The sequence below is a fragment of the Micromonospora sp. NPDC049151 genome (genome assembly GCF_040648395.1).
In the GTDB taxonomy this organism is placed as follows: domain Bacteria; phylum Actinomycetota; class Actinomycetes; order Mycobacteriales; family Micromonosporaceae; genus Micromonospora.
Map to the genome: position 1 here is coordinate 104,686 of NZ_JBEZDP010000015.1, position 23,491 is coordinate 128,176.

The 23,491-nt window shown below is 70.5% G+C and carries 23 protein-coding genes; 13 read left to right on the forward strand and 10 right to left on the reverse strand.

The genetic code is table 11. From position 1 onward, the window contains the following. Window positions 1–268: 268 nt before the first annotated feature. The 5 genes from AB0B20_RS18855 to AB0B20_RS18875 all read left to right on the forward strand — a co-directional run bounded on the left by AB0B20_RS18855 (window position 269) and on the right by AB0B20_RS18875 (window position 6,105). Window positions 269–1,912, forward strand: coding sequence for an ABC transporter substrate-binding protein (locus AB0B20_RS18855; protein WP_357388850.1), 1,644 nt, complete (start codon window positions 269–271; stop codon window positions 1,910–1,912). Window positions 1,913–2,056: 144 nt separating this feature from the next. Continuing rightward, the gene (locus tag AB0B20_RS18860) at window positions 2,057–2,983 is read left to right on the forward strand and encodes an ABC transporter permease (RefSeq protein WP_357388848.1); all 927 of its coding nucleotides are present in this window, start codon (window positions 2,057–2,059) and stop codon (window positions 2,981–2,983) included. 75 nt (window positions 2,984–3,058) lie between these two features. Beyond that, a complete protein-coding gene (locus AB0B20_RS18865; protein WP_357388846.1) occupies window positions 3,059–4,042 on the forward strand; it encodes an ABC transporter permease in 984 nt (327 codons plus the stop codon). A gap of 25 nt (window positions 4,043–4,067) precedes the next feature. Next, entirely contained in the window at window positions 4,068–5,096 is a 1,029-nt protein-coding gene (locus AB0B20_RS18870; RefSeq protein WP_357388887.1) for an ABC transporter ATP-binding protein, read from the forward strand. Continuing rightward, window positions 5,089–6,105: a dipeptide ABC transporter ATP-binding protein gene (locus AB0B20_RS18875; RefSeq protein ID WP_357388844.1), complete on the forward strand. Its 1,017-nt coding sequence runs from the start codon at window positions 5,089–5,091 to the stop codon at window positions 6,103–6,105. Before AB0B20_RS18870 ends, AB0B20_RS18875 begins: the two co-directional genes overlap by 8 nt. An 85-nt stretch (window positions 6,106–6,190) precedes the next feature. On the opposite strand, the gene AB0B20_RS18880 is transcribed toward AB0B20_RS18875, so the two are convergent. Then, on the reverse strand, window positions 6,191–6,544 hold the full coding sequence (locus tag AB0B20_RS18880) for a chorismate mutase (protein ID WP_357388842.1): 354 nt from the start codon (window positions 6,542–6,544) through the stop codon (window positions 6,191–6,193). Between the two features lie 289 nt (window positions 6,545–6,833). Between AB0B20_RS18880 and pcrA the strand changes: the two genes are divergently transcribed. The 3 genes from pcrA to AB0B20_RS18895 all read left to right on the forward strand — a co-directional run bounded on the left by pcrA (window position 6,834) and on the right by AB0B20_RS18895 (window position 11,299). After that, a complete protein-coding gene (gene pcrA / locus AB0B20_RS18885; RefSeq protein WP_357388840.1) occupies window positions 6,834–9,227 on the forward strand; it encodes a DNA helicase PcrA in 2,394 nt (797 codons plus the stop codon). A 105-nt stretch (window positions 9,228–9,332) separates the two neighbouring features. Next, window positions 9,333–9,863, forward strand: a complete 531-nt coding sequence (locus AB0B20_RS18890) for a SigE family RNA polymerase sigma factor (RefSeq protein WP_357388838.1) — start codon at window positions 9,333–9,335, stop codon at window positions 9,861–9,863. After that, window positions 9,860–11,299, forward strand: a complete 1,440-nt coding sequence (locus AB0B20_RS18895) for a hypothetical protein (protein ID WP_357388836.1) — start codon at window positions 9,860–9,862, stop codon at window positions 11,297–11,299. Before AB0B20_RS18890 ends, AB0B20_RS18895 begins: the two co-directional genes overlap by 4 nt. A gap of 58 nt (window positions 11,300–11,357) precedes the next feature. On the opposite strand, the gene AB0B20_RS18900 is transcribed toward AB0B20_RS18895, so the two are convergent. Then, window positions 11,358–12,125 (reverse strand): M23 family metallopeptidase, encoded by a 768-nt coding sequence (locus tag AB0B20_RS18900; protein ID WP_357471988.1) that lies wholly within the window; start codon window positions 12,123–12,125, stop codon window positions 11,358–11,360. Window positions 12,126–12,375: 250 nt separating this feature from the next. Continuing rightward, complete coding sequence (locus tag AB0B20_RS18905) at window positions 12,376–13,086, reverse strand: M23 family metallopeptidase (RefSeq protein ID WP_357388832.1); 711 nt, start codon at window positions 13,084–13,086, stop codon at window positions 12,376–12,378. A gap of 404 nt (window positions 13,087–13,490) precedes the next feature. Between AB0B20_RS18905 and AB0B20_RS18910 the strand changes: the two genes are divergently transcribed. The 3 genes from AB0B20_RS18910 (at window position 13,491) to sucD (ending at window position 16,401) form a co-directional block, all read left to right on the forward strand. Then, the gene (locus tag AB0B20_RS18910; RefSeq protein WP_091426178.1) at window positions 13,491–13,895 is read left to right on the forward strand and encodes a cobalamin B12-binding domain-containing protein; all 405 of its coding nucleotides are present in this window, start codon (window positions 13,491–13,493) and stop codon (window positions 13,893–13,895) included. Between the two features lie 437 nt (window positions 13,896–14,332). Beyond that, window positions 14,333–15,511, forward strand: coding sequence for an ADP-forming succinate--CoA ligase subunit beta (sucC, locus tag AB0B20_RS18915; RefSeq protein ID WP_091426175.1), 1,179 nt, complete (start codon window positions 14,333–14,335; stop codon window positions 15,509–15,511). A 2-nt stretch (window positions 15,512–15,513) separates the two neighbouring features. Further along, on the forward strand, window positions 15,514–16,401 hold the full coding sequence (gene sucD / locus AB0B20_RS18920; RefSeq protein WP_210896349.1) for a succinate--CoA ligase subunit alpha: 888 nt from the start codon (window positions 15,514–15,516) through the stop codon (window positions 16,399–16,401). Between the two features lie 54 nt (window positions 16,402–16,455). Here the strand turns inward: sucD and AB0B20_RS18925 are convergent, their stop codons facing one another. The 4 genes from AB0B20_RS18925 to AB0B20_RS18940 all read right to left on the reverse strand — a co-directional run bounded on the left by AB0B20_RS18925 (window position 16,456) and on the right by AB0B20_RS18940 (window position 19,627). Next, complete coding sequence (locus AB0B20_RS18925; RefSeq protein ID WP_357388827.1) at window positions 16,456–17,049, reverse strand: hypothetical protein; 594 nt, start codon at window positions 17,047–17,049, stop codon at window positions 16,456–16,458. A gap of 16 nt (window positions 17,050–17,065) precedes the next feature. After that, a complete protein-coding gene (locus tag AB0B20_RS18930) occupies window positions 17,066–18,289 on the reverse strand; it encodes a hypothetical protein (protein ID WP_357471992.1) in 1,224 nt (407 codons plus the stop codon). A gap of 5 nt (window positions 18,290–18,294) precedes the next feature. Then, complete coding sequence (locus tag AB0B20_RS18935; protein WP_357388823.1) at window positions 18,295–19,041, reverse strand: ABC transporter ATP-binding protein; 747 nt, start codon at window positions 19,039–19,041, stop codon at window positions 18,295–18,297. Between the two features lie 187 nt (window positions 19,042–19,228). Continuing rightward, a complete protein-coding gene (locus AB0B20_RS18940; RefSeq protein ID WP_357388821.1) occupies window positions 19,229–19,627 on the reverse strand; it encodes a hypothetical protein in 399 nt (132 codons plus the stop codon). Window positions 19,628–20,308: 681 nt separating this feature from the next. Here AB0B20_RS18940 and AB0B20_RS18945 point away from each other — a divergent pair. Continuing rightward, entirely contained in the window at window positions 20,309–20,695 is a 387-nt protein-coding gene (locus AB0B20_RS18945) for a hypothetical protein (RefSeq protein WP_357388819.1), read from the forward strand. A gap of 91 nt (window positions 20,696–20,786) precedes the next feature. On the opposite strand, the gene AB0B20_RS18950 is transcribed toward AB0B20_RS18945, so the two are convergent. Then, the gene (locus tag AB0B20_RS18950; RefSeq protein WP_357388817.1) at window positions 20,787–21,056 is read right to left on the reverse strand and encodes a DUF4190 domain-containing protein; all 270 of its coding nucleotides are present in this window, start codon (window positions 21,054–21,056) and stop codon (window positions 20,787–20,789) included. A 158-nt stretch (window positions 21,057–21,214) separates the two neighbouring features. Here AB0B20_RS18950 and AB0B20_RS18955 point away from each other — a divergent pair, with 158 nt between their 5' ends. Further along, entirely contained in the window at window positions 21,215–22,501 is a 1,287-nt protein-coding gene (locus tag AB0B20_RS18955; protein WP_357471996.1) for a DUF6350 family protein, read from the forward strand. A 111-nt stretch (window positions 22,502–22,612) separates the two neighbouring features. On the opposite strand, the gene AB0B20_RS18960 is transcribed toward AB0B20_RS18955, so the two are convergent. Beyond that, the gene (locus AB0B20_RS18960; protein ID WP_357472000.1) at window positions 22,613–23,149 is read right to left on the reverse strand and encodes a DUF4190 domain-containing protein; all 537 of its coding nucleotides are present in this window, start codon (window positions 23,147–23,149) and stop codon (window positions 22,613–22,615) included. 35 nt (window positions 23,150–23,184) lie between these two features. Continuing rightward, entirely contained in the window at window positions 23,185–23,478 is a 294-nt protein-coding gene (locus AB0B20_RS18965) for a CD225/dispanin family protein (RefSeq protein ID WP_357472003.1), read from the reverse strand. Window positions 23,479–23,491: the final 13 nt, after the last annotated feature.

Genomic DNA, 23,491 nt, shown 5'->3' on the forward strand with positions numbered 1-23,491 from the left:
CACAGTGGCAGCACCTCACCCCCCGGTGTGAGGCACTTCGTCGGGCCCGTCGAACACGTGACGCCGTCTTTCGCGCCGCCGCGTGGTCGCCGACCCTGCGCGGTGCCTCGTCCAGGGTGTGGCGCCCGGCGGATCGGTACCCCTGGGGTGTCCCGAATTCCTCTGCGGTAAACCGGTGTCCTGCGGTTCGGGCCGCCGGTGGTGTCACCCCCCAAGACGTGCGTGAAACTCACGACGGAACCAGGTTAGAAAGAGGAGGCCCCTCGGAATGAGAGTCTCGAAGCGGGCGAGCGGCGCGCTCGCGGTGGGCGCGGCATTCGCGCTCGTCGCGTCCGGCTGCTCCAGCGGGAACAACGACGGTGGCGACGCCGGCGCCAGCAAGGACGGCGCGATCGTCATCGACGGCACCCAGCCGGAGAACCCCCTGGTTCCGGCGAACACCACCGAGACCGGTGGTGGCAAGGTCATCGACTGGGTGTGGAGCGGCCTGGTCGAGTACCCCAACAACGGTGGGGCGCCGCAGAACCTGCTCGCCGAGTCGATCGACACGACCGACTCGAAGGTCTTCAAGATCAAGATCAAGCAGAACACCAAGTTCCACGACGGCACCACCGTCAAGGCCGAGAGCTTCGTCAAGGCCTGGAACTGGGCGGCGTACGGCCCGAACGGCGCGCAGAACGCCTCCTTCTTCTCCGACATCCAGGGCTTCGACGACGTCTACACCGAGGACCCGGACGGCCCGGAGGGCCCGCAGAAGGCTCCGGAGCCCAAGGCCAAGGACATGTCCGGCCTGAAGGTCGTCGACGACTGGAACTTCGAGGTCACGCTCTCCGCGCCGACCTCTGTGTTCCCGACCAAGCTCGGCTACAGCGCCTTCATGCCGCTGCCGGACGCGTTCTTCTCGTCCACCCCGGCTGACTTCGGCAAGAAGCCGATCGGTAACGGCCCGGTCAAGCTCGTCTCCTGGCAGGACGACGTCGAGATCAAGCTGACCCGCTTCGACGACTACAGCCTGCGCGACAAGATGAAGATCAAGGACGTCACCGTCAAGATCTACCAGGACGACACGGCGGCGTACAACGACCTGCTCGCCGGCAACCTGGACTTCCAGCAGCAGGTTCCGGTCTCCGCGCTGGCCGGTGAGAAGTGGAAGACCGACCTGGGCGAGCGGGCCATGCCGACGACCACCCCGTCGACCGGCATCATCGCCTTCCCGATCTACGACAAGCGCTTCCAGAACCCGAAGCTGCGCAAGGCGATCTCGCTGTCCATCGACCGGCAGTCGATCACCGACAAGATCTTCTTCGGTAACCGCAAGCCGGCCGACAGCTGGGCCAACCCGCTGACCCCGGGTGCCGAGCCGAAGAACTGCACCGCCTGCAAGTTCGACGTGGCCCAGGCCAAGCAGCTCCTCACCGAGGCCGGTGGCTTCCAGGGCAAGCTGACCCTGTCGTACAACGCGGACGCTAGCCACAAGGAGTGGATGGAGGCCGTCGCCCAGCAGATCAAGACCAACCTGGGCATCGACGCGGTCGCGGTCGGCGTGCCGACCTTCGCGGTCTTCCGCGCCAACATCAACGCCTACAAGATGACCGGCGCCTACCGGGCCGGCTGGCAGCAGGACTACCCGGACGTCGAGAACTGGATCAACCCGCTCTACGTCACCGGTGGTTCCTCCAACGACGGCAAGTACAGCAACCCCGAGGTGGACCGTCTCGCCAAGGAGGCCTCCGCGGCCCCCAGCATCGAGGAGGCCCACAAGAAGTTCGCTGAGGCCGTCAAGCTGATCGACCAGGACGTCCCCTCCATGCCGATCTACTTCGGTGGCCAGCAGTCCGGCTACTCGGAGAAGATCAAGAAGCTGGAGCTGTCCAACGTCGGTGAGCTCGACATCACCTCGGTCGAGCTCTGATCCGAACGGTCTGACCCCGGGTCGGGCTCGCCTACCGGTGAGCCCGACCCGGGGCCGTTCCGCGAGGGGGTGTACAACGAACCCCTCGCACGTTGTCGCCGCCGCGCCGGCCTACCCGGCGCTCCCTGTCTGGAGGACCACCCCATGGGCCGTTATCTCTTGAGACGGCTGCTGCAACTCGTACCGGTGTTCATCGGCACGACGTTCCTGATCTACTGGCTCGTCTGGTCAGTGCCCGGTGACCCCTTCGCCGGCAAGTGCGGCGACCGCGGTTGCCCGCCGAACTACCGGGCCATGATGGTCGAGAAGTACCATCTCGACGACTCGATCTGGGTGCAGTACGCCAGCTACATGAAGAACCTTCTGCAGGGTGACTTCGGTATCACGTTCAGCGGTCGCGAGATCAGCGACATCATCGCCACGTCGTACCCGAACACCCTGAAGCTGGCGGTGGTCGCCCTCACCATCGAGGCCGTGATCGGTCTCGGTGCGGGCATCCTGACCGGTCTGCGGCGCAACGGCTTCCTGGACAACCTGGTCCTGGTCTCCACGCTCTTCCTGATCGCCCTGCCGGTCTTCGTCATCGGCTTCGTGCTTCAGTGGCTGCTCGGCGTCAAGTGGGGCATCATCAACCCGACCGTCTCCAACGAGATGCGGTTCAGCGAACTGATCGTGCCCGGGTTCGTGCTCGGCAGCGCGTCGATGGCGTACGTGGCGCGGGTGGCCCGGACGAGCATCGCCGAGAACCGGCGTGCCGACTACGTCCGTACCGCGATCGCCAAGGGCCTGCCCATGCGCCGCGTGGTCGGCGTGCACCTGCTGCGCAACTCGCTCATCCCGGTGGTCACCCTGCTCGGCACCGACCTCGGTGCGCTGATGGGTGGCGCGATCGTGACCGAGGGCATCTTCGGCATCAACGGCATCGGCCGGCAGGTGCTCCGCTCGATCGTCACGAAGGAGAGCGCTACCGTTGTGGGGATCGTGGTGGTGTTGGTGCTTGTCTATCTCGTCATGAACCTGGTGGTCGACCTGCTCTACGCCGCCCTCGACCCGAGGATCCGCTATGAGTGACCGCCGCAGCGAACGAATCGTCCCAGCAGTCTGCGCGGGTAACCACGCCCGCGCCGAGCGCAACGAGGTGCGGGCATGAGTGACCCGAGTTCCGCGTCGATCGTGACGACGCCGCCCGCGACCATGCCCACCGAGGCCGGGTCGGGCGCACCCACCGACGCCGGTCTGCCCGAGAGCGCCAAGCAGCAGAAGCCCCGTGGCCTGCTCGGCGACGCCTGGATCGACCTGCGTCGCAAGCCGCTGTTCTGGATCTCGGCGACGTTCATCCTGCTGTTCATCCTGATGGCCGCCGTCCCGTCGCTGTTCACCTCCGGCGACGCGGTGAACGGCGCGCTGGAGCGCAGCCGGGTCGAGCCGTCCTCCTCCGCCTGGTTCGGCTACGACGTGCAGGGCCGCGACGTCTACGCCCGGGTCATCTACGGCGCCCGCGCCTCGATCGTGGTCGCTGTGGTCTCCACCCTCCTGACGCTGTTCGTCGGTGGCGCCATGGGCATCATCGCCGGCTACCGCGGCGGCTGGGTGGACGCGGTGCTGTCCCGGATCGCGGACATCTTCTTCGGCCTGCCGTTCGTGCTCGGCTCGATCGTCATCCTGACCACGTTCAACGGGTCCGGCACCGACAACGGCGAGTGGACGATCATGGGCCTGGTGATCCTGTCCCTGAGCGTGCTGACCTGGCCGGTGGTGATGCGGCTGATGCGCTCCTCGGTGCTCTCCACCAAGGAGGCCGACTACATCGTCGCGGCCCGTGCCCTGGGCGCGAGCACCGGCCGGATCATCCTCAAGCACCTGCTGCCGAACTGCCTGGCGCCGCTGCTGGTCTACGGCACGATCCTGGTGGGCTCGTTCATCGGCGCGGAGGCCACGCTCTCGTTCCTCGGCATCGGCCTGAAGAACCCGGTGGTTTCCTGGGGCATCATGATCAGCGAGGCGCAGAACTACATCCGGGTCTCGCCGTTCCTGCTGTTCTTCCCCGCCGCGTTCCTCGTCACCGCCGTGCTGAGCTTCGTCATGCTCGGCGAGGCGGTCCGCGAGGCCCTCGACCCGAAGCTCCGATAGGGGAACTGAGTTGTCCGACATTCTCGTGTCCGAGCAGTCCGCGCCGGGCGCCGACGGATCCGGCCGCCCCTCGGGCCGCCTGCTCGAGGTCGACGACCTTCGGGTGGAGTTCCGCACCCGGGACGGCGTCGCCAAGGTCATCAACGGAGTCACGTACCACGTCGACGCGGGGGAGACCCTCGCCGTGCTCGGCGAGTCCGGCTCCGGCAAGAGCGTCACCGCGCAGACCATCATGGGCATCCTGGACACCCCGCCCGGGTTCGTCACCGGCGGCGAGGTCCGCTTCCACGGCAAGGACATGCTCAAGCAGTCCGCCGAGCAGCGGCGACGGATCCGTGGCGAGGGCATCGCCATGATCTTCCAGGACTCGCTCTCCGCCCTCAACCCGGTTTTCACGGTCGGCTTCCAGATCGCCGAGCAGTTCCGCGTCCGGCGCGGCATGAGCCGCTCGGACGCCAAGAAGCGCGCGATCGAGATGCTCGACCAGGTGAAGATCCCCAACGCCAAGGGCCGGTTCAGCAACTACCCGCACCAGTTCTCCGGCGGTATGCGGCAGCGCGCCATGATCGCCATGTCGCTGGCGCTGGACCCCGAGGTGCTGATCGCCGACGAGCCGACCACCGCGCTGGACGTGACGGTGCAGGCCCAGATCATGGACCTGCTCGGCGAACTGCAGCGCGAGCGGCAGATGGGCATGATCCTGATCACCCACGACCTCGGCGTGGTCGCCGACGTCGCGGACCGGATCGCGGTCATGTACGCCGGCCGGATCGTCGAGGAAGCCGACGTCTACGAGCTGTACCGCAAGCCGGCGCACCCGTACACGCTGGGCCTGCTCAACTCGATCCCCCGGATGGACGAGAAGGGCCAGGAGCTCCGCACCATCAAGGGCCTCCCGCCGAACCTGATGAACATTCCGCCGGGCTGCGCGTTCAACCCGCGTTGCCCGATGGCGCAGCCGGTGTGCCGGGAGAAGGTCCCGCCGCTGCTGCAACTGGGCAACGGCCGGGCCAGCGCCTGCCACTTCGCCGAGGAGCTGGTGAACCGTGACTGAGAACATCATCGAGGTTCGTGACCTGGTCAAGCACTACCCGGTGACCCGGGGCGTGGTGTTCAAGAAGACCATCGGCCAGGTCAAGGCCGTCGACGGCGTCTCCTTCGAACTCAAGGCCGGCGAGACGCTCGGCGTGGTCGGCGAGTCCGGCTGCGGCAAGTCGACGCTCGCCCGGGTGCTGATGAACCTGGAGAAGCCGACCTCCGGTCAGGTCCTCTACAAGGGCCAGGACATCTCGAAGCTCTCCGGCGGCGCGCTGCGGCGACTGCGCCGGCAGATCCAGCTCGTGATGCAGGACCCGTACACCTCGCTGAATCCCCGGATGACAGTGGGTGACCTGATCGGCGAGCCGTTCGAGATCCACCCCGAGGTGGCCCCGCGCGGCAGCCGGCGCAGCAAGGTCAAGGAGCTGCTCGACCTGGTCGGCCTCAACCCGGAGCACATCAACAGGTACCCGCACCAGTTCTCCGGCGGTCAGCGGCAGCGCATCGGCATCGCCCGGGCGCTGGCGCTGCGGCCCGAGGTGATCGTCTGCGACGAGCCGGTGTCGGCCCTGGACGTCTCGATCCAGGCCCAGGTGATGAACCTGCTGGAGAAGCTCCAGGCCGAGTTCGGGTTGTCGTACGTCTTCATCGCCCACGACCTGTCCGTGGTGCGGCACCTGTCCGACCGGGTCGCCGTGATGTACCTGGGCAAGATGGTGGAGATCGGCACCGAGGACGAGATCTACGAGCGGCCGACCCACCCGTACACCCAGGCTCTGCTGTCGGCGGTGCCGGTGCCGGACCCGACCGTGCGGGAGAGCAAGGCGATCATCCGGCTCCAGGGCGACGTGCCGTCGCCGGTCAGCCCGCCCTCGGGCTGCCGGTTCCGCACGCGGTGCTGGAAGGCGCAGGACGTCTGCGCCCAGGAGGTGCCGCTGCTGGAGATCCGGCCGGGCTCGGACCACCCGAGCGCCTGCCACTTCGCGGAGAAGCGGGAGATCGTCGTCACCCACGAGGTGGCCTGATCCGTTCCGGACCGCCTGCCGGCGTCAACTCGACGCCGGCAGGCGGTTCGTCGTCTCCACGGCCGTCACGGCGTCCGCGCGGCCGTCACAGCGGGCCGCGGCCGGCGCGCAGCAGCAGGAGCGCGAGCTGCGTGCCGTCGGCGCCGAGCTCGGCCCGGAACCGCTCCAGGATCTCCCGCTCGCGGGAGAGCACCAGCCGGGTGCCGCCGGACGCCATCCGGGTCGCGCCGACCTCCTGGGAGAGCGCGGCCCGCTCCTGCCAGAGCGCGATGAGCGTACGGTCGATCTCGTCGATCCGCCGCCGGATCTCGCCGATCCGTTCCGCCGCCGCCGTGTCGTCGGTGCCGGTCCGGGCCGCGGCGGCCCCGGTCGGGTCGCCGCCGGCCGGCCGGTCGTGCCGCGCCAGGCTGCCGCTGGGCTCCACCACGTCAGTCATCATCGTCGTCCCTCTCGGGGCTCGGGCCCGGTACCCGGATCCCGGAACGAAAAACGCCCCGGGCTCTGGGGAGCCCGGGGCGTTTCGTAGGTCAGTGATCAGGCGCGACCCACGGCTGCCGGACTCCCGGTGCCGTAGTAAAAGGAGAAGCGCTGATCGAACACGCGTCGAGTATGCCGACCACCCGGGCGGGCGCGCAAGAAGACGCACCAACAGGTGAGACGTGCCGGTGTGCGCCGACCGGCGGCGCGGGCGGGGAAGTGTCCGCCGGGCGGCATAGACTCGGGCTGCGATGCATCCTCTCTTCGACATTCCCGCGTCCCCACCCGCGCCGGAGTCCCGGCCGACCCCGTCGCGCCGTCCCGGGGGCCCCGGGCCGGACCCGGGCGCCCTCCTCGACGGCCTGAACGGCCCTCAGCGGGACGCCGTGACCCACGCCGGCTCTCCGCTGCTGATCGTGGCCGGTGCCGGCTCCGGCAAGACCCGGGTGCTCACCAACCGGATCGCCTACCTGCTCGCCGCCCGCGACGCGCATCCCGGCGAGATCATCGCGATCACGTTCACGAACAAGGCCGCCGGTGAGATGAAGGAGCGGGTGGCCGCGCTGGTCGGCCCGCGTGCCCGGCTCATGTGGGTCTCGACGTTCCACTCGGCCTGCGTACGCATCCTGCGGGCCGAGCACGAGCACGCCGGCCTGAAGTCGACGTTCTCGATCTACGACGCGGACGACTCGCGCCGGTTGATGCAGATGGTCGCCCGCGAGCTGGATCTGGACCCGAAGCGCTACCCGGCCCGGGGTCTGGCCGCACAGGTGTCGAACCTGAAGAACGAGCTGGTCGACCCGGAGGAGTTCGCCGGCCGGGCCAAGGGGCCCAACGAGCGGGCGCTGGCCGAGGCGTACACGCTCTACCAGCGGCGGCTGCGCGAGGCACACGCGCTGGACTTCGACGACCTGATCATGACGACGGTGCACCTGCTCCAGTCGCACCCGCACGTGGCGGAGAGCTACCGGCGCCGGTTCCGGCACGTGCTCGTCGACGAATACCAGGACACCAACCACGCCCAGTACGTGCTGATCAAGGAGCTGGTCTCCGGGACCGAGGGGATCCCGCCGGCCGAGCTGTGCGTGGTCGGCGACGCCGACCAGTCAATCTACGCGTTCCGGGGCGCGACCATCCGCAACATCCTGGAGTTCGAGCGGGACTTCACCGACGCCCGCACGATCCTGCTGGAGCAGAACTACCGCTCCACCCAGACCATTCTCAACGCCGCGAACGCGGTGATCGACCGCAACACCTCCCGCAAGCCGAAGCGGCTGTGGAGCGACGCCGGGTCCGGCGAGCAGATCGTCGGGTACGTCGCCGACACCGAGCACGCCGAGGCCGACTGGGTGGCGCGGGAGATCGACCGGCTGGTCGACGACGGCGAGACCCGCCCGGGCGACGTGGCGGTCTTCTACCGCACGAACGCCATGTCCCGGGTGTTCGAGGAGGTGTTCATCCGGGTCGGCCTGCCCTACAAAGTGGTCGGCGGGGTGCGCTTCTACGAGCGCAAGGAGGTCCGCGACGCGCTCGCCTACCTGCGTGCCGTGGTGAACGACGACGACACGGTCAGCCTGCGCCGGATCCTCAACACCCCGCGCCGGGGCATCGGCGAGCGGGCCGAGGCGTGCGTGGAGGCGCTGGCCGCGCGGGACCGCATCTCCTTCGGCGCCGCGCTGCGCCGGGCCAAGGACGCGCCGGGCATCTCCACCCGGGCGGCGAACGGCATCGCCGAGTTCGTCGCGCTGCTCGACGCGGCGCGGGAGCTGGCCGGCACCGGCACCCCGGAGGAGGTGCTGGAGGCGGTGCTGACCCGCTCGGGCTACCTGGCCGAGCTGGAGGAGAGCCTCGACCCGCAGGACGCCGGCCGGGTGGACAACCTCCAGGAACTGGTGAGCGTCGCCCGGGAGTACACCGAGCGGATCGAGGCGCTCGGCGCCGACGACGAGCGGGCCACCCTGGCCGGTTTCCTGGAGCAGGTGGCGCTCGTCGCCGACGCCGACCAGATCCCGTCCGACGACCCGGACCATCAGGGCGTGGTCACCCTCATGACCCTGCACACCGCGAAGGGGCTGGAGTTCCCGGTGGTCTTCCTGACCGGCCTGGAGGACGGCGTCTTCCCGCACCTGCGCTCGCTCGGCGACACGCGCGAGCTGGAGGAGGAGCGGCGGCTGGCGTACGTGGGCATCACCCGGGCCCGCCAGCGCCTCTACCTGTCCCGCGCGGTGACCCGGTCGGCCTGGGGCGCGCCCGCGTACAACCCGCCGTCACGGTTCCTTGAGGAGCTGCCGCCGGAGCTGGTCCGCTGGGAGCGCACCGAGGGGTCGTACACCTCGTGGGGTGGCGGGGGCGGCGGCGTCGGCGGCCGGGCGGACCGGCTCGGCCGCGGCGGCTTCGCCGGTGGCACGCCCAAGGCGACCGAGCTGGCCAAGCGGCTGGGCGTGGACGCGAGCCGCCTGGCCACCGCCAGCGAGCTGAAGCAGGCCCCGAAGGTCTCGGCCGGCGACCGGGTCAACCACCAGCGGTACGGCCTGGGCCGGGTGCTGGCGGTGGAGGGGGCCGGGCCGGGCGCCCGGGCGCAGATCGACTTCGGCGACCAGACCATGTGGCTGGTGCTGCGGCACGCCCCGATCGACAAGCTCTGAGCGCTGGGCGTTCGTAGCCCGACGGCACTCAACCCCGCAGGTCTCCGTTCGCGTCTTCCTCTGCGTCCGCTCGTGGACGCGAGACGGATGCGACCTGGAGGTGGCGTGAGTCGCGACGAGGACGACGAACAGTTCCGGCTGTTCGTACAGGAACAGTGGGTGAGGCTGCTCCGGGCGGCCTACCTGCTGACCGGCGACCGGGGGACGGCCGAGGACCTGGTGCAGTCTGCGCTGGAGAAGACCCATCGGCGCTGGGGAAGGGTACTGCGCCGGGATGCGCCCGAGGTCTACGTACGCCGGGTGATGGTCAACACGGCGATCTCCTGGCGACGGCGGCGTCGGCCGCTGGAGGTGCCGCTGCTGGCCTCCGACACCACACTGACGCCGGACGAGTACGCGCAGGTGGAGCAGCGACGGTTGCTGCTCACCGCGCTGCGCCGGCTGCCGCCCAGGACCCAGGCGGTTCTGGTGCTGCGCTACTTCGAGGACCTCAGTGAGGCGGACACCGCTCGGGTTCTCGGCTGCTCCGTCGGCTCGGTGAAGAGCCAGGCGTCGCGCGGGCTGGCCCGGCTGCGGGTCGAGTTCGCCCCGCCCGCCCCTGCGTCCCCGGTACGGCTCCAGGAGGATCCGGCATGACCGAGAACTTCGCCCGTTCGACGCTCGGTCCCGCGCTGTGCCAGGCCGCGCACGGTGTCGGCGTACCCGAGGACCCGTGGCCGGGGTTCGCCCGGCGCGAGCGACGGCATCGGCGCAACCGGCTGATCCGGGCGGCTGTGGCAGCGGTCGTGGCCGCGCTCGTCGGGGTCCAGGCCAACGTGGTGCCCCTCCCGGGCTGGGCGCCCGGCATCGCTGTCGCCGCCGCCCCGGCGGCGCTGCTCGACGCGCCGCCCCGGGGCGCGCTCGCCGGCGACCGGGCCTGGCTGGACACGTTACGGGAGCGGATCAGCGCCGATCCGGCGATGGGCCGCCCCACCGCACTGGGCGGCTCGAAGGCGGACGGCTTCTGGAAGGTCGGGGATCGCGACCGGATTCGTCTGCTCTACGGCAGTGACCGGCCGGGCCGCCGGGTCGCACTGGTGGCGGTGCCGCTGCGGTTCGGCCTGCTCACCAAGGAGACGCTGGTCTGGTACGCGGGCCCGGCCGGGGCCGACGCCGCGCAGATGCGCTACGCCGGTCACAGCGAGGCCGCCGACGACCCGGTCATGACGCTGATGCAGGCCGGTCCGGACGGGGGCGGGTTCGCGGTCGTCGTCGGGCCCCCGGGCTCGACTGTGACGATCAGTGGCGACCCCCGGTACACGACGAGGGGAACGCTGGAGTACGAGGACATCGCGCGGGCAGACGGCAGCGGGGCCGGGTTCGCCGTCCTGCCTCCCGGGCCGCTGCGGCACGAACCCGTCGTCCGGGTCGGCGGCGACAACCATGTGCTCTTCCAGGGCGGTCTGGGCGGCGGCCCGTACGCCGGGATCGACCCGACCGGGCGGGAGATGGACGTCCTGCTCACCGCCGCCCGGCGGGGCGCCCGAGGCACGCCGATGGCCGACGCCGACCTGCGCGACGTCGCCGGATGGGCGCTCCTCGACAGCCGCCTTCCGGTGGCCGGGACGACGGTACGGGTGCTGTGGTCGGGCACCGAGGGTGGCCGGCCTGCCGCGCTGCTCACCGTGCAGCCCGCAGGCGGCGGGGTGATCGCGTACGCGATGCGCGGCGACCACCGCACCGGCTGGGGGACCGACCTGCGGCTGCTGCTGCCGGCCGAGGGGGCCGACCGGCGGCCGATCGGCTGGCGGATCCGGGCCGACGACGGCACCCGTCCGCCCACCGGCCAGGTGCGGGTGATCGCCCCGCCGGACGCGGCCCGGGTCACGGTCACGGTCGGCGGCGCACCTCCGGTCGCCGTCGCGCTCGACGCGTCGAAGGCGGGCACCACGCGGGTACCGCCGGACCAGCCGGCCACCCTCACCGCGTACGCCACCGACGGCAGCGCCCTCGGCGCCACTCCGGTGCCGCCGGTCGAGACGGACATGTCGGGCCTGCCCGGGGACAGCCCGGCCACCCGGGTGACCCCCTGACGAAACGAAGGCGTGGCCGAGCCGTCTCCGGCTCGGCCACGCCGATGGATCACCCGCGTCAGCAGGCCACGCTGATGCCCCGGGCACGCAGGAACGGCGCCGGGTCGATCTGGCTCCACATCGCGCCCTGGTGCACCTCGAAGTGCAGGTGCGGGCCGGTGGAGTCGCCGGTGGAGCCCTCGTAGCCGATGACCTGGCCGGCGGTGACCTTGTCGCCCACGCCGACGGCGAGCCGGCTCTGGTGGGCGTAGTGGGTCAGGTAGCCGTTGTGGTGGTCGATGAAGACCGAGATGCCGTACCCGTCGCCCACGTCACCGGCCTTGACCACGGTGCCCGCCGCGGCGGCGTGGATCGGCGTGCCGGCCGGCATGGCGAAGTCGATGCCGGCGTGCTGGGTGCCCCAGCGGGGCCCGTAGCAGGACGTGACGGCGGCACCCTTCATCGGGATGACCCAGGTCGGCTTCTTCGCCGCTGTCGTCTTCTTGGGCTTCGGCTTCGGCTTCGCGGCCGCCGTCTTCTTCGGTGCCGGGGTGGTCGCGCTCGCGCTCGGGCTCGGCGACGGGCTGGCCGGTACGGCGGACGGGGTGACCGGCTCACGGGCCGAGCGGTCGGCGCGGGCGGCGTCGTCGACGCGGGCCGCTACGCCGAGGTCGACGGCGGCCGGCGTCGGGTCGGACGGGGCGGTGGTGACGACCACGCCTCCGATGCCGAGGCCGAGCAGGGCCACCGCGCCGGTGACCACGTAGACGGCACGCCGGGCGGGGCGCCGGTGCCGGGCGGGAGCGTTGTCCGGGGTGGGGCTGCTGTGCTGCACGGGATCCTTCATCGGTTCGAGGGGCACGTGACCTCGAAATACTGGTGTCGGCGCAGCTCGCAGCGGGTATCGGGGGTGCGGAGGCGGTGGCACGGGTCGTCGCGGCGCGTCCGGTTTCCCGCCGCGCGACCGGTTCGGTCGAAGAGACGATCTTCGACCGGCGTGGTCCCGCTCACACTCGCGGATGTGACGTGGGAGACATCGGCACAGACGAAACCGCCCGGACCGTGCGGTCCGGGCGGTTAAGAGGCGTTACGGAGCGTCAGGAAGCGGCTGCGTCGCTGTAGAACTCTTCGAGTTCGAGCTGAATGTTCACTCCGCGATCCTTCAGGTATGCCACCGGGTCCTGTGGCTGGCCCTTGACATGGATCTCGAGGTGCAGGTGGGAGCCGTAGGAGTGGCCGGTGTTGCCGACCAGGCCGAGCTGGTCGCCGGCCTTCACCTCCTGGCCTTCCTTGACCGTCACGGCGGAGGAGTGGCCGTAGATGGCCTCGCTGCCGTCGGCGTGCTCGACGATGACGGCGTAGCCGTAGCCGCCGAACCAGCCGGCCTTGGTGACGGTTCCGGCGTGGATCGCCTTGTAGGGCGTGCCCTCCGGGGCGACCAGGTCGACGCCGGTGTGCAGCTTGCCCCAGCGCATGCCGTAGGGGGACTTGAAGTCGTAGCCGTGCAGAGGCAGGAGCCAGGGGTCCTGCTCGGCGGCCTTGCTGTCGGAGCGGTCGGAGCGGGAGGCGGTGTCCGCGCTCTTGCCACGGTCGGCGGCGTCCTGGCTGGCGACCGAGGCCTGCCGCAGCTCGTCGAGGACCGACGGGTTGACGCTCTTGGCGTCGGGGAGGGCGTTCGCGCCGATGGCGACGATGCCGGCACCGACGAACGCGGTGGTGACCACCGCGGCGTAGCGGCTCCGCGGGGGGGTGGGTACGCGGCGGCGGCCGCGATATCGATCGGGCTCAGACGACAGGCGCTGGCGCACGCACACCCTCCGTTGTCGGGGATCCGATGCGACTCCGGACCGCTCGGTGAAGCTCGGTTGAATCTCCGGTGTCGCGTCGTCACCCGTCCGTGGACTTGATGACAACCGTGGACACGTTAGCCAACCGCCACTCCTGTCACAAGCCGAAGCGCCGAAATGCCGATTCGTTATGTCCAAATCTATCCGGCCTTGTTATATCTCGTGCCGCCGGTCGGATGGCCTGCCGACTGCCCATTCGTCGCGGACAGTGACCGAACGGCGGAGGTGTCCGGCTTTCCGCGTGCGGGCTCGGGCAGTAGAGGGGCGGGACCGGTTGTGGGACGGATCAGGCCCGGCTTCCCGCCTCCCGTCCGGGCGGGTTACCGTTCGTTCAGGTCAGGAGTGCCGGTGAAAGGTGTGCGCAGATGAGCTCTCGTATCCGGGTCGTCGTCGCGAAGCCCGGCCTGGACGGCCACGACCGGGGGGCGAAGGTGGTCGCCCGCGCCCTGCGTGACGCGGGCATGGAGGTCATCTACACCGGCCTGCACCAGACGCCCGAGCAGATCGTCGAGACCGCCATCCAGGAGGACGCGGACGCGGTCGGCCTGTCGGTGCTCTCCGGCGCGCACATGACGCTGTTCAAGCGCGTCGTGGAGCTGCTCGCCGAGCGCGACGCCACCGACATCGTGGTGTTCGGCGGCGGCATCATCCCCGAGGCCGACATCCCGGAGCTGGAGCGGCTCGGCGTCGCGAAGATCTTCACCCCGGGTGCGACCACCGGGTCGATTGTCGGGTGGGTGCGGGAGAACGTCGCCCAGCCGGTCGGCTGACCCGCCGGTCCGCGGCCCCCGCGTTCCCGGCTCCGGGCACGGGGGAGGGGCCGGACGCACCCCTCACACGCCCGGCCCCTCTATGCACGATGCCCCGCCGCCACCCCTCGACCGACAGGGCATCGGCCGCTCCCGTCGTCGCGCTTCACCAGCACGCCGACATCACACTCAACGACGCCCCCGACGGGCGGTTACGCCCCGGTCCGGACATCCCCCGTACGGCTGACGCCCGCCCGCGCTGGCGCGGCGGTGACCGGACCGGCCGGGCCCGGCCTGTGCATTACCGCACACCGCGCACCCGCTCGGTTGCCGCCCGTTCCCATCTCGTTAGGCTGCGGCAAATGGCCTGTCTCATCTGATGACAGGCGTCAAACTGATTTTCCGAAGCTGGTGGCGGCGCGACGGCGCGCCGCGGAGACGGGACGGGACGCGCAATCGTGGACCTGTACGAGTACCAGGGGCGGGACCTGTTCGAGCGGCACGGCTTGCCCGTGCTCGCCGGCGGCGTCGCCACTACCCCGGAGGAGGCCCGCGCGATCGCCGAACGCCTCGGCGGCCGGGTGGTCGTCAAGGCGCAGGTGAAGGTCGGTGGCCGCGGCAAGGCCGGCGGCGTGAAGCTGGCCGAGGGCGCGGAGGAGACGGTGGCCCGGGCCACCGACATCCTCGGCATGGACATCAAGGGTCACACCGTCCACAAGGTCATGATCACCGTGACCGCGGACGTGGCCGAGGAGTACTACTTCTCGTATCTGCTCGACCGGGCGAACCGCACCTTCCTCTGCATCGCCAGCGTGGCCGGCGGTATGGACATCGAGCAGGTCGCGGCCGAGACCCCGGAGCGGGTCGTGAAGGCGCCCATCGACGCCAACACCGGCGTGGACGAGGCCAAGGCGCGGGAGATCGTCACCGCGGCCGGCTTCCCGGCCGAGATCGCCGACCAGGTGGTCGAGGTGGCGGTCAAGCTGTGGCAGGCGTTCGTGGCCGAGGACGCCACGCTCGTCGAAGTGAACCCGCTGGCCACCACCAAGGACGGCAAGCTGCTGCTCCTGGACGCCAAGGTCACGCTGGACGAGAACGCCGCGTTCCGGCACCCGGACCACGAGGCCCTTGTCGACCAGGCGTCGGTGGACCCGCTGGAGCAGGCCGCCAAGGCCAAGGACCTCAACTACGTCAAGCTCGACGGCGAGGTCGGCATCATCGGCAACGGCGCGGGCCTGGTCATGTCCACGCTCGACGTGGTCGCGTACGCGGGCGAGCGGCACGGCGGCGTCAAGCCGGCCAACTTCCTCGACATCGGCGGCGGCGCGAGCGCCGAGGTGATGGCGAACGGGCTGGAGATCGTGCTGTCCGACCCGTCGGTCAAGAGCGTCTTCGTCAACGTCTTCGGCGGCATCACCGCCTGCGACGCCGTCGCCAACGGCATCGTGCAGGCGCTGGCGCTGCTGGAGCAGCGCGGCGAGAAGGCCACCAAGCCGCTCGTCGTGCGCCTCGACGGCAACAACGCCGAGGCCGGCCGGGCGATCCTCGACGGCGCGGCCAACCCGCTGATCCAGCGGGTCGACACCATGGACGGCGCGGCCGAGCGGGCCGCCGAGCTGGCAGCTGCGGGGGTCTGACAATGGCTATCTGGCTGACCAAGGACTCCAAGGTCATCGTGCAGGGGATGACCGGTTCCGAGGGTTCCAAGCACACCCGGCGGATGCTCGCCGCCGGCACCAACGTGGTCGGCGGCGTGAACCCGCGCAAGGCCGGCACCACAGTCGACTTCGACGGCACCGAGCTGCCCGTCTTCGCCTCCGTCGCGGACGCGATGAAGGAGACCGGCGCGGACGTCACTGTCATCTTCGTACCGCCGCAGTTCACCAAGGCCGCCGTGGTCGAGGCGATCGACGCCGGCATCGACCTGGCCGTGGTGATCACCGAGGGCGTGCCGGTGCACGACACCGCCGCGTTCTGGGCGTACAACAAGTCCAAGGGCGAGCGGACCCGGATCATCGGCCCGAACTGCCCGGGCATCGCCTCGCCGGGCGCGTCGAACGCCGGCATCATCCCGGCCGACATCACCGGCTCCGGCCGGATCGGCCTGGTCAGCAAGAGCGGCACGCTGACCTACCAGATGATGTACGAGCTGCGCGACATCGGCTTCTCCACCTGCGTCGGCATCGGCGGTGACCCGATCATCGGCACCACCCACATCGACGCCCTGGCCGCCTTCGAGGCGGACCCGGAGACCGACGCGATCGTCATGATCGGCGAGATCGGCGGCGACGCCGAGGAGCGGGCGGCCGAGTTCATCAAGGCCAACGTCACCAAGCCGGTGGTCGGCTACATCGCCGGCTTCACCGCCCCGCCCGGCAAGACCATGGGCCACGCCGGCGCGATCATCTCGGGCTCGGCGGGCACCGCCGACGCCAAGAAGGCCGCGCTGGAGGCGGTGGGCGTCAAGGTCGGCAAGACCCCGACCGAGACCGCCAACCTGATGCGGGAGCTCATGTCCGGCCGCTAGGACAATGGCGACAGCGAGCGCGGGGGCGGCCCATCGGGCCGCCCCCGCACTCGTTCATCGTCCGACGTGGCGCGTCGGTCGAGGATCCCGGACGAGAAGCGCGATCGCCGCCAGCAGCGCTGCCGACGCCAGCAGCCAGGACCACAAGTCGTCGGCGGGAGCCTGCATCACGCGGAGGTGGCCCGAGCCGCGCACGCTCGGACCGATGGAGTTGGTGAGCACGACGACCAGCGCGATCGCGCCGGCACCGGCTTCGGCCGAATGCAGCGCGGTCAGCACGGCTGCGGTGCCGGACAGCAACATCAGATTGCGGACGGCCAGGGCAGGCATGCCGTCCGTGGCCACAGCAGCGGCTCCGAGCGCGAGCGCCGAGAGCATCACCGTACCGGCGACGAGTGCGGCGTCCCAGCGGCCGATCGACCTGTGACACGCCGCCTCCACCGCACGTGCCCGGGACGAGAGACCGTGGGCCAGTGCGATCACCACGGGCAACGGCAGGAAGATCGCCCAGGGGGTGGAACTCGACCCCCCGCCCAACACGGCGGGAAGCTCCACGACACGTTGGCCGAGGAGGGCTGACAGCACCGCCATCCCGGCGATCCACAGAAAGATCATCTTGGCCCGGCGCGTCTTCAACCAGTTCGTCATCGATCTGACCTGCCGATCATCCGCCGCATTTCGCGTCGAGCAGGGCTCGCTGCTTCAGATACCACTGTCTTTGCTCGTCGGGGGGCAGGGCGAACACCGAGCTCATGGTCGAGTCGGAGGGGTCGATCGGGCCCAGCCGGGACTGGATCTCCGCCTCGGTCATTCCTGACTTCCGGCTCAACCAGCGCAGAGCGCCGTTGTACACCCCGTGCACCTTGGCGTCCTCGGCGCTGCCGACCACGCATCGTTGCGGGTCCGGCAGCAGCGCCGTGGCGACGGTGAACCGGCGATCCGCGTCAGTCGCGTAGGAGGCCGCCTCAATGCGCAGCGCACCGGTCGGGTGGAGTGGCGACTCGCTGTAGGCGTCCGGCATGTTCAGGCCGGCCTTCTCCAGGCTGGCCCGGACAGCCGTGAACAGTCTGACCTCGGCCGGTAGTTGATCGGCGTGTTCGGGCCAGACGCAGACCGTGATCTTCTCCGTCGCGCAGACCGGCTGCTCGGCTCGAACCTGAACGGTCAGGGCACCAGCGGGTGACTCGACGAGTGCGCTACCCGCAGCCACGCCGACCGCCACCACCACGCCGAGGCCGAGACTGAACGGGCGGCCCTTGAGCCGGGTCGCCAGCAGGATGAGAACGCCCAGGGCCCAGACGGCGGCGACGCCGATCGACGCCCGGTAGACCAGCGTCGAGAGTTGCTGTTCCGGGGTGCAGCAGGTGACGAACGTTGAATTCGCGTACCTCAGCCAGTACGGGCTGACGCCGGCCGGCACCACATGCCAGAGGAACAGCGCGACGGCGGGCGCCGAGAGGGCGATGACCCGGGGAAACGCCTGGCCGGCTGCCGCACCGAGCACGAAGCTCGCCAGTAGGGCGACCAGGGTGGTGACGGTCATCCCGACGGCCTGGGGATCCCACGGTACGACGCGAGCCGCCCCGAGAGCGACGAGTTGCGCGAGTGCGGCGGCCGCGAACAGCGGCCAGAGGGCCAGGAACAAAGCGGCTGGCCGCCGCCGAACCGGTTCGTGGGCGCGGAGGAAGCCTCGGAGGGCATGCGAGCGGTCTGCGGTCCAGGCCGCCAGCAACGGCGACAGCAGGACGAGACTGCGGTGGGCGGCGGCGACTCTCGGGAGCGGGTAGTCGTCAACGGCCGAGGAGGCGGTGGTGTAGGCGACCACCACCGCGGAGATCATCAGCACCGGCAGCGCGAACAGCCCTCGGCTCCAGCGGAGGCTGACCAACGGGTTCAATGGTCGAGTCCGGGCAGGAGCGAGGCGAAGACCTGCTCGGCCGACGTACGTCCGTTGCTGCCGTCTGTGCTCAGCGCGTGGAATTCGGCCTCCGAGCCGTCGAAGACGACCTTTCCCCGCACCAGCATCGCCACCCGGTCGAACACGTCGGCGATGTCATCGATCTGGTGGGTGGAGACCACCAGGCCGCAGCTCGGCAGGTCGAGCAGGACCCTGCGGAAATTGGCCCGCTGGACCGGATCGAGACCGGCGGTGGGCTCGTCCAGCAGCAGGAAGTCCGCCTGAAGGACCAGCGCTTCGGCCAGGCCGAGCCGCCGCAGCTGGCCGCCGGAGAGGGTTTCGGCACGCGCGGCCGACTTCTCCGCGAGCGCCACCTGCTCGACGGCGGCCAGAGCCCGTCGCCGGGCCTCGGACTCCCTTAGCCCGCCGAGCCAGCCGGCGTAGGTGATCTGCTCGAGCACGGTGAGCCCTCGGATGGCGGTGACGTCCTGGGGCATCCAGGCCACCCGACGGCGGAGGCCGCGGCCGTCCGTGCGCCGTCCCTGCTCGTCGGCGACAAAGACCCTGCCCTTGCGTGGTCGGTGGATGCCGGCCAGCAGCCGCAGCAGCGTGCTCTTGCCGGCGCCGTTGGGCCCCAGCAGGATGGTCCGCGTGGCCGCGGGCACCTGCCATGTCAGATCCTCGATCACCCGCTGCCCCCGGAACCGGTAGGAGAAGCTGAGGTCTTCGGCGATCAGCGCCATGCGCGCCTCCTCTGTGGTGCCCGTGCCGGCCCAGGAATGTTCGGGATGTTGCGACGGGGGCCGGACCGGGAAGCCGCCCTTCGCCGACACCAACGCCGCGACGGCAGCGCGGATGCATCCGCGCTGCCGTCGACGGGTCCGGTCCTCACCAGGCCGTGCCCGCGGTCGGACAGAAACTCTCGGCTGGTCAGTAAACTACACTGACATAGCTGACCGAGAGGCCCTGCGTTCCGGTGCCGGTGCTCTTGATGGTGAAGTGGTAGTTGCCCTTGGCGACATCCCCGAAGTAGAGATAGCCACTGCTGTTCTGGCAGTAGATGGTGCCTCGCTTCACCTCGGTGTCCGGTCCCAGATCCTCCCGGTAGACCGCCACTGTCGGATTCGCGTTGCAGCCCGAGAAGTACACGTATCCGTTTACGGAATCCTTGTTGTTGTCGTACCAGGTGCGCGACTCGAATCCGTTTCCCGCCCCGCTGATGCTGCTGTTCCACGAGGCTTCGGCGTAGGCGGCGCCGGACACGCCGACCGCCGCGACCGTGCCGATCGCGATTCCGGCGAGTGCGAGCCTGGCGCTTCTCTTGTTCATCTCTTTACCCCTTCGGTCCGATCCACGGAAAAGCCAGCGAAAGGCACCCGGATGGGAGGGGGTCAACGAATAGACCGGTGCGTACCGGTCTATTCGAGATCATGCGAGATTGATGCGTACATCTGCCGCTTTGAGCCCCCCGTGGGCCAACGCTGAGCGAGACGTTATCCGACGCCAAGCAATACCGTCAATGGTCAACGTTCGTGGCGTCGAGCCGCGGCCGGCAGGCGGGCGAGGGTGGGGAGGAGATGGCGCGAGCACCTGGTCGCGCGGGAGTGCCGGGGTGGTTGGCTCGATAATGCAGCTAAAAGGGCCGTGGAACAGGACAAATTCCGGCACCTGGCAACCGCTTTGTCGGCCATCGGTCACGACGGGCGTCGGGACGGCACCCCCGCCGGCGTGTCAGGGGCCGCCCCCTGTCGGCGCAGATCCACTAGCGATACGACAGGGTCGCACGCGTGCGTCCTGTATTGACTATCTTGCTTGACCTCGGATAGCGTCTCGCTCAGCGTTGGCCCACGGGGGGCTCAAAGCGGCAACTGCACGCGTCATTCCTTCGACCTCTCTTCCGATCGGCGCGCGACGGTCGGCGCACTGGTTCGTCGAAGGGAACCGTACGCAATTCCCCCTGCTGTCCCGGCGCCAGTCGCTGGCTTCGTCCATGGCTCGGAAGGGGAAGAGATGAACAAGAAAAGCGCCCGGCTCGCACTCGCCGGAATCGCGATCGGCACGGTGGCGGCGGTCGGGGTGTCAAGCGCCGCCTACGCCGAAGCCTCGTGGGAGAGCAGCATCAGCGGGGCGGGGAGTGGATTCGAGTCGCGTACCTGGTACGACAACAACAAGGATTCCACAAACGGCTACATCTGGTTCCGTCAGTGCAGCTACAACCCCACGGTCGCGGTATATCGGGAGGCCACAGGCCCGGACACCGAGGTGAAGCGGGGCACCATCAGCTGCGTCGGCGGTGACGGTTACCTCTACTTCGGCGACGTTGCCAAGGGCAATTACCACTTCACCATCAAGAGCAGCGGCACGCTCAACGTCAGCCGAGTGGTGGTCAGCTACTGACGGGACTCCCACCGGGTCAGACACTCCCGGGGCAGGTCCATCGGAATCCGGTGGACCTGCCCCGGGAGATCGACTTTCCGGCCCCGGTCCTTCAGCGGTACCAGTACGGGTAGTACGAGTTGCCCCGGGCGCGCACGATGGCGCTGGCGACGATGTTGATCACGCCGAACGCGACGCCCAGCCAGCCGAGCAACTGCGACCTGCGGTTGCGCCGGGCGTCGCGGATCGACAGCGCGCCGAAGACGATGCCCAGGATGCCGCAGCAGAACAGGCCGAAGACGATGCCGAGGACGCCCCAGAGCGTGGTCCGGTCGCGGCCGACGGCCGGTGGCGGCGGTGGCGGCGGATACGGAGCGTGCACGGCTTCCTCCGGGCGGTCGGCGCCGCGACGGGAACGGTCGCGTCTGAGGCCGAGGCTAGACCGGATCACCGCCGCCCGGCCGGGGTTCGGCGAACTCGCCACGCTGCCGACCCGGTATCGGACTGCCGTCCTTCGCGCGGCGTGCCAGAGTAGACACGATGTCACGCGTCACCCCTGACCAGCCCCGCCGTCCGGCCACCGGTCCCTCGGCCGGCGTCCGGCCGCCCGGCCGCGCCCGTCCGGCCGCGCGGGTGCCCGCGCCCCGATCGGGCGAGGAGCCGCGCAGCCGGGCCCCGCTGCCGGTCGCCGCCGGGGTGGCCGCGCTCTGGGCGGCGCTGACCTCCTGGCTGCCGGTCTCCGCGGTGCTGGGCCTCGCCCAGCTCAGCGAGGACGCCGGGTCGTTCGGCGGCGCGTTGCGCGCCGGCCTGGCCGGCTGGCTGCTCGGCCACGGGGTCCCGTTGCAGACCACCGCCGGGCCGCTGGGCCTGGCGCCGCTCGCGCTCAGCGCGCTCGCCGTCTGGCGGCTCACCCGCGCCGGGGTGCACGTCAGCCGGGCCGTCGGGGCGCGCGGGGCGGGCTCGCCGCGCCAGGCACTCACCGTCGCGGTCGCCGTCGGCATCGGGTACGCGCTGCTCGGCGCGCTCGCCGCGTTCGCTGTCGACGCGGGCGGCCTGCGGGTCTCCCCGGTCACTGCCGCGCTCACGTTCGCCGTGTTCGGCGTGGCGGGCGCGCTGGTCGGCGCGCTGCGCACCACGGGCGCCTGGGCGCTGCTGGCCGCGCGCTGCCCACCACCGGTGCGCGACGGCCTGCGTACCGGACTGGTAGCGGCGCTGCTCCTGTGTGGCGCGGGCGCCGGTGCGGCCGGGCTGGCGGTGGCCACCGGTGGCGGCGACGCGGCCGACATGATCGGGGCCTACCAGACCGGGGTGGCCGGTCAGGCGGGCATCACCCTGGTCAGCCTCGCCTACGCGCCGAACGCCACCGCCTGGTCGGCCAGCTACCTGCTCGGTCCCGGGTTCGCGGTCGGCACCGACAGCGCCGTACGCACGAGCGAGGTCTCCGTCGGCGCGCTGCCGGCCGTACCGCTGCTGGCCGGCCTGCCGCGCGGGCCGATGGACGGGCTGGGTGGCGCGTTGCTGGCCGTGCCGTTGCTGGCCGCGATGGCGGCCGGCTGGCTGCTGGCCCGGCGGCTGCTGCGCACGGCGGCCGAGGAGCGGTCCGAGGTGGGCTGGCCGGCGCTGCTGCTGCCGGCCGTGCTCGCCGGGCCGGTCGCCGGCGCGCTGCTCGGGCTGTTCGCGGCGGCCTCCGGCGGGTCGCTCGGCGGCGGCCGGCTGGCCGAGATCGGCCCGTCGCCGTGGGCGGTGGCAGCGGTGGCCACGCTGGTGATCGGGGTGGGCGCGGTGCTCGGCGCCGCCGCCACCCGCACGCTGACCCGCGCCCGCTGACCGCCGCCACCCCGCACGCTGACCCGCGCACGCCGACCCGTCGTCGTCACCGAGGGCGACAGACGCGTCAGGGGCGCCCACCGGCCGGTGGACGCCCCTGACGGGGGACGATCAGGGCTGGGCCGGCAGGCTGACGTTGGCGACCACGCTCAGGATGATCAGGACGATGCCCAGGCCGGCGCCGATCGCGCCGCAGATCAGGCCGGTCTTGGCCTGACCGTCGTTGTTGGCGAGCCCCTGCGCGGCCTTCTGGCGGCCCAGGTAGCCGGTGACGACCGCGGCGATACCGAGCGGGATGCCCAGGTAGAAGCAGCAGATCGTCGGGATCGACGCGATACCGAGGATCATCGACACGAGGCCCAGCGTGTTGTTCGGGGCCTGGCCCGGTCCCGCCGGGTAGCCGGCGCCCGGGTACTGCGGCGCGGCGCCGTACGGCTGCTGCTGCGCGTACGGGTCCTGGCCGTAGGCGGGCTGACCCGAGGTGGGCTGGCCGTACGGCTGGCCCGAGGTGGGCTGCTGCCCGTACTGCGGCTGCTGCCCGTACTGCGGGGCCTGCGGCGGCTGGGCGTACGGGTCGTGCGGCTGAGCGTTCGGATCCTGGTTCGGCTGCTGGCCGTACGGGTCCTGTCCGGGGTAACCGGGCTGCATGTCTGGGTGCTCCTCAGATCGGTTCGGGTTGTCGGTCAGTTTGTGCTGCCGCCACTGACGAGACCGGCCAGGCCGCCGAAGAGGCAACACACCACGATGATGCCGATCCAGACCAGGCCGACGATGAGGGCCCACTTGGACCACTTCTTGGACTCGGCGGCGGCGGCCTGGGCGCCGGCGTAGTCACCCTGCTGGATCAGCGGGTTGACCTTCGACGCGTTGATGATGGCCGGGATCGCGAGCGGCCAGAACAGGAAGATCGCGACGATGGACATCGTCATGTTGTTGTCGATCTGCTGCGGCTGCTGCGGGGGGTATCCGGGCTGCATGCGAAATACTCCT

Excerpts from the sequence above, each read along its gene's own strand:
- AB0B20_RS18855 (WP_357388850.1), top strand. The coding sequence starts at position 269 with ATGAGAGTCTCGAAGCGGGCGAGCGGCGCGCTCGCGGTGGGCGCGGCA.
- AB0B20_RS18860 (WP_357388848.1), top strand. The coding sequence starts at position 2,057 with ATGGGCCGTTATCTCTTGAGACGGCTGCTGCAACTCGTACCGGTGTTC.
- AB0B20_RS18865 (WP_357388846.1), top strand. The coding sequence starts at position 3,059 with ATGAGTGACCCGAGTTCCGCGTCGATCGTGACGACGCCGCCCGCGACC.
- AB0B20_RS18880 (WP_357388842.1), bottom strand. The coding sequence starts at position 6,544 with ATGATGACTGACGTGGTGGAGCCCAGCGGCAGCCTGGCGCGGCACGAC.
- pcrA (WP_357388840.1), top strand. The coding sequence starts at position 6,834 with ATGCATCCTCTCTTCGACATTCCCGCGTCCCCACCCGCGCCGGAGTCC.
- AB0B20_RS18895 (WP_357388836.1), top strand. The coding sequence starts at position 9,860 with ATGACCGAGAACTTCGCCCGTTCGACGCTCGGTCCCGCGCTGTGCCAG.
- AB0B20_RS18900 (WP_357471988.1), bottom strand. The coding sequence starts at position 12,125 with ATGAAGGATCCCGTGCAGCACAGCAGCCCCACCCCGGACAACGCTCCC.
- AB0B20_RS18910 (WP_091426178.1), top strand. The coding sequence starts at position 13,491 with ATGAGCTCTCGTATCCGGGTCGTCGTCGCGAAGCCCGGCCTGGACGGC.
- sucD (WP_210896349.1), top strand. The coding sequence starts at position 15,514 with ATGGCTATCTGGCTGACCAAGGACTCCAAGGTCATCGTGCAGGGGATG.
- AB0B20_RS18925 (WP_357388827.1), bottom strand. The coding sequence starts at position 17,049 with ATGACGAACTGGTTGAAGACGCGCCGGGCCAAGATGATCTTTCTGTGG.
- AB0B20_RS18935 (WP_357388823.1), bottom strand. The coding sequence starts at position 19,041 with ATGGCGCTGATCGCCGAAGACCTCAGCTTCTCCTACCGGTTCCGGGGG.
- AB0B20_RS18940 (WP_357388821.1), bottom strand. The coding sequence starts at position 19,627 with ATGAACAAGAGAAGCGCCAGGCTCGCACTCGCCGGAATCGCGATCGGC.
- AB0B20_RS18945 (WP_357388819.1), top strand. The coding sequence starts at position 20,309 with ATGAACAAGAAAAGCGCCCGGCTCGCACTCGCCGGAATCGCGATCGGC.
- AB0B20_RS18955 (WP_357471996.1), top strand. The coding sequence starts at position 21,215 with ATGTCACGCGTCACCCCTGACCAGCCCCGCCGTCCGGCCACCGGTCCC.
- AB0B20_RS18960 (WP_357472000.1), bottom strand. The coding sequence starts at position 23,149 with ATGCAGCCCGGTTACCCCGGACAGGACCCGTACGGCCAGCAGCCGAAC.
- AB0B20_RS18965 (WP_357472003.1), bottom strand. The coding sequence starts at position 23,478 with ATGCAGCCCGGATACCCCCCGCAGCAGCCGCAGCAGATCGACAACAAC.